Raw genomic sequence first — 4,086 nt, forward strand, 5'->3', positions numbered from 1 at the left:
CTAGTTGGGAAAGCACTAAATACAGATAAGTTAAATGCTTTAGTGAATGCAGTTTGAATATCTGCAATAGTTTCTTCTTCATCAATAGCTAATACGTCTGCTTTAAAGATAGAGCCTTCTTCATATACAGCTTTAAGATCCATACCTACTTCCATAGGTTTGATATCCATTCTGGTTAAAGCAGCTGCTACTTGTTTAGAAACTTCTTCTCCAGCTTCTACTACAACAGTATCTTTAGAAACTACAATTTTTCCTTTGTCGATTTTAGCAGGTACACCTATTTGTTGTAAGTCACCAAGGAACGGACCTGGTGGGAATCCAGTATCTCCAGCAGGTACAACAATATCAGCAGGAGCAGTTGCGCCAGCTTTTGCAGGAGCAGATGTTTTACTGTCTTCTAATATTTTGTACAATCTGAAAGGATTCATGTCAGTACATACAAGTGCAGGTTGACCTTCCATAAAATCAGAAAGCCCAGTAATGTTAGCTTTCTCAGCATCACAATCTTCTAAAGCTAATTTCATAAGGTTAATTTTAGATAATCTGATAGTTGCTTTTCCTGCAAGAGTTTTTCTCATTTCTTGTAATTGTCTAGCAGGAATGTTTAATAAGTTAACAATACCTACAACTTCTGCAGATTCGATTAAACCTTTAAGTTCATTAACTTCTTCTTTTTTCCATTCAGCAACGTGAGCCATCTTAAATCACCCTCACTACTGAACCCATTGTCGCTTTAATATACATGGATTTTATTTGGTTTCTTCCTTTTTCTAAATTGCGGTCTAATACTGCAAGAACAGCTTCAATATTTTCAGCTAACTTCTCGTCATCCATATCTTGAGTTCCAACTAAGATTTGAATAGAAGGTTGTTGTTTTACACCTACTTTAATGGTAGCTTGAGTTCTTTCAAGCAATGGTTCAATTCTTGCACTAGCTGGTACCGGTTTAGGCATTTTGTTACGAGGTCCTAAAATACGACCTAAGAATCTACCTACAAGTGGCATCATATCAGCTTGTGCGATAAATGAATCGACAGAATTAACTACTTTTTTAGCAGCCTTAATGTCTTTACCAAATTCTTGTAAATCTTCTTTGGAAATCACGACATCTACACCAGCATTTTTAGCAGCAAGAGCTAATTCCCCATCAGCAATGACTCCGATTTTGATCTCTTTGCCACGGCCATTAGGAAGAGCTACTTCTTCGCTAAATCTGTTTTCTGGTTTTCTGACATCTAAATCCTTGAGGTTAATGATAACATCAATGGATTGAGTGAAGTTTCTCGGCTTAGCTTGTTCTTTTGCCTCCTTCACCGCATCAATAATCTCTTGTGTCATATATATCCTCCATGAACTTTGTTCATTTGGAATTTTTACGAGAAATCTTCAAATTAAATAAAATCTTTAAAAAGCATTTATAAAATCTTTAGATTCCTTTTAATATATCAATTAAAACCATATTATCCTAGAACAAGTAAGACAATACAATTTTAATATCATTTACATTTAAGTGAATAAATATTATCTATTTATCATAATTAGCTGTTGATATTAAATTAAGAAGATAGATTAAGAAAGTTATAAACATAAATTTTAATAATCTAATTTATAATTAAATTCAATCATGCAAATTAATCACTTAAATAAATAATATATTAAGTATAATATTTTGAATTAAATTTTAATTGAATTTTAAGCATTTTAGTAAGCATTTATAGAATAACAAATCTATTCTACTAAAATGTCATCGTACTCTCCAGCATCAACTGCTTTTTGAGCATCTCTTGGATCTTTACCGTCTACGGTAATACCCATACTTACACAAGTACCCATAATTTCTTTGGTTGCTGCTTTGTAATCATTTGCGAGTAATGAATCGAATTTCATTCTTGCAATTTTGAAAGCTTGCTCTACAGATAAATCTGCTGCAACTTCAGCACCAGGTTCATGAGCACCTTTTTCAATGCTAAGTTCATCCATAATAAGTGCAGTTGTTGGAGGAGTACCAATCTCAATTTCAAATTCTTTAGTGCTGCTGTCAATAGTAATGATTACAGGCACTTTCATACCAGCGAAATCAGCACTTTTCTTATTGATCTCTTCAACTACTTGCATCATATTAACACCGAAAGGTCCGATAGCAGGACCTAATGGTGGTCCAGGAGTAGCTGTTCCACCTTCGAGAAGAACTTCAACTGTATCTTTAGCCATTAGTCAGCCTCCTTTTTAATAATTCTAATTTGATCAGCTTTAACAGTAACAGGAATAGGAACTGCTGCTTCAATTAACTCGAGAACTACTTCTTCACGAGATTCATCTAAACGGACAACTTTAGATTTTTCACCTTTGAAAGGACCTGAAACAAGTTCAACAATACTTCCTTTTTGTATAGATGAAATAATTGGTTGAGGTTTTAAGAATTTCTTAACTTCTTCTAAGGTTATTTGACTGTTTGCATCTATAGTTCCATCTCTTTTTGCACCTACAATACCTCTTAAATGACGAACTTTCATATCAGGGTTCTTCATATCAAGGTTAGTTGCAGATTCGACTATAATATAACCTTTTAATGATTCCGGAACAACAATTGATTTAATAGATACTCCAGGTTTGTCCGCTTTCATCGCTAAAAGTCTTGCAACATTTCTTTCTTGACCTGCTGATGTTTTAAGAGCAAATATGGAATTTTTATGATCTTCCATTTAAATTCACCTATATAATTAATATTATAATTTTTTATAATTTATTAATAAATTTATAGATTAAATTGATTTATATAAAATAAAATTTTATTATTTCCTTTAATTTAAATATCCATATAGAAGCACTTTCCTTCAATTTTAATCTATTTTTTGTAAAATTACAAAACAGCAGCAATTATTTGAATTTTGAAGAAATCAACAAAATTAAATAATTTATAGACTAAAATCTACAATTTAAATTTAAGAAAATATGAATTTTAAAGTAAAATAAATAAAATTAGATTCATATAATAAGAATATATATGTTATTTATTATATATAAATGTTTCAAATTTTCCTACTTTTAAATGAAAAAAATAACAAAAATGAAGAGTGAATAACTAAAAATCAGTTATTAAAAAAATTATTAAAAAATAGCTAAAAAATTAAAAAAATTAAAAATCTAAATTATAAGCCAATTAATTGGCCTAATAAGACTATTACAAAACCAATTACTCCGATAATCGCAATACCTATTGCAGTAACTTTGGAAAAATTAAAATATTCTTCACGATCTGGTTTTCTAGCTACTTTTAATACTCTTTTACTTTGTTTAATAAAATCACTAGTAGTTTCCTTAAAATTCATTGAAAATCCCTACATGTTAAAAGTTATCAATAATAATTTTTAAAAAATAAGATTAATCTAATTTTAATCTAATCTTAATTTAATCTTAATTTAATCTTAATTTATAATAATATAATATGTTTTATTTAATTACATTAATAAAGTTTTGCATGATATTATTAATAAATCAGGATAAAAATTTAAAAAATAGCATTGCAAAAATATAAGAAAAAATAAAAAAAAGAAAGGAATTATCACTATAAGAGCGATAAAAATAAAAAAGTCATGTTTTGAGAATTCCCCAAAACACTAAAATCTAAAACTTTATTAGAATATACCATCTAAGAACTCATCTAAAGGATCTGCAGGAGCATCATCATTTTTTCCTAATGCAGTTCCTTCAAAATCTTCATCGAATTCAATTTCTTCGAATTCATCATTTTTAGGTTCAATGGTATATTGAGATTTTACACCAGAAACAACAATGGTAGTTCTTATCATGTTTTGCAATTCTTCATCGATTTGAGCTCCCCAAATGATGTTTGCTTCTGGATCTAATCTGTCACCAACAATTTGCACAATCTTTTCAGCTTCATTCAAGGTTAAGTCAGAACTACCTGAAATGTTAATTAAAGCGCCTTTAGCATTGGAAATGTCAATGTCTAATAATGGGCTGCTTAATGCTTCATGTACAGATTCAATAGCTCTGTCGCCAGATTCAGATTCTCCCATACCAATCATTGCCATACCGGAACCTTTCATAATAGAGCTAATATCA

At 30.0% G+C, this 4,086-nt stretch carries 5 protein-coding genes and 1 pseudogene; all 6 read right to left on the reverse strand.

What is annotated here, in order from left to right; translation table 11 throughout:
* Positions 1–698: 50S ribosomal protein L10 (locus IJI80_RS05275; RefSeq protein ID WP_292788256.1), on the reverse strand; the 698-nt coding region annotated here is incomplete at its 3' end.
* A gap of 1 nt (position 699) precedes the next feature.
* Positions 700–1,338: a 50S ribosomal protein L1 gene (locus tag IJI80_RS05280; RefSeq protein ID WP_292788258.1), complete on the reverse strand. Its 639-nt coding sequence runs from the start codon at positions 1,336–1,338 to the stop codon at positions 700–702.
* A gap of 390 nt (positions 1,339–1,728) precedes the next feature.
* Positions 1,729–2,211: a 50S ribosomal protein L11 gene (locus IJI80_RS05285; RefSeq protein ID WP_292788259.1), complete on the reverse strand. Its 483-nt coding sequence runs from the start codon at positions 2,209–2,211 to the stop codon at positions 1,729–1,731.
* A complete protein-coding gene (locus IJI80_RS05290) occupies positions 2,211–2,702 on the reverse strand; it encodes a transcription elongation factor Spt5 (RefSeq protein WP_292788261.1) in 492 nt (163 codons plus the stop codon). Before IJI80_RS05290 ends, IJI80_RS05285 begins: the two co-directional genes overlap by 1 nt.
* A gap of 447 nt (positions 2,703–3,149) precedes the next feature.
* Complete coding sequence (locus tag IJI80_RS05295; protein ID WP_292788262.1) at positions 3,150–3,329, reverse strand: protein translocase SEC61 complex subunit gamma; 180 nt, start codon at positions 3,327–3,329, stop codon at positions 3,150–3,152.
* A gap of 306 nt (positions 3,330–3,635) precedes the next feature.
* Positions 3,636–4,086 (reverse strand): annotated as a pseudogene (locus tag IJI80_RS05300) (cell division protein FtsZ); the annotation flags it as partial.

It is taken from the genome of Methanobrevibacter sp. (genome assembly GCF_017432245.1).
GTDB lineage: Archaea > Methanobacteriota > Methanobacteria > Methanobacteriales > Methanobacteriaceae > Methanobrevibacter.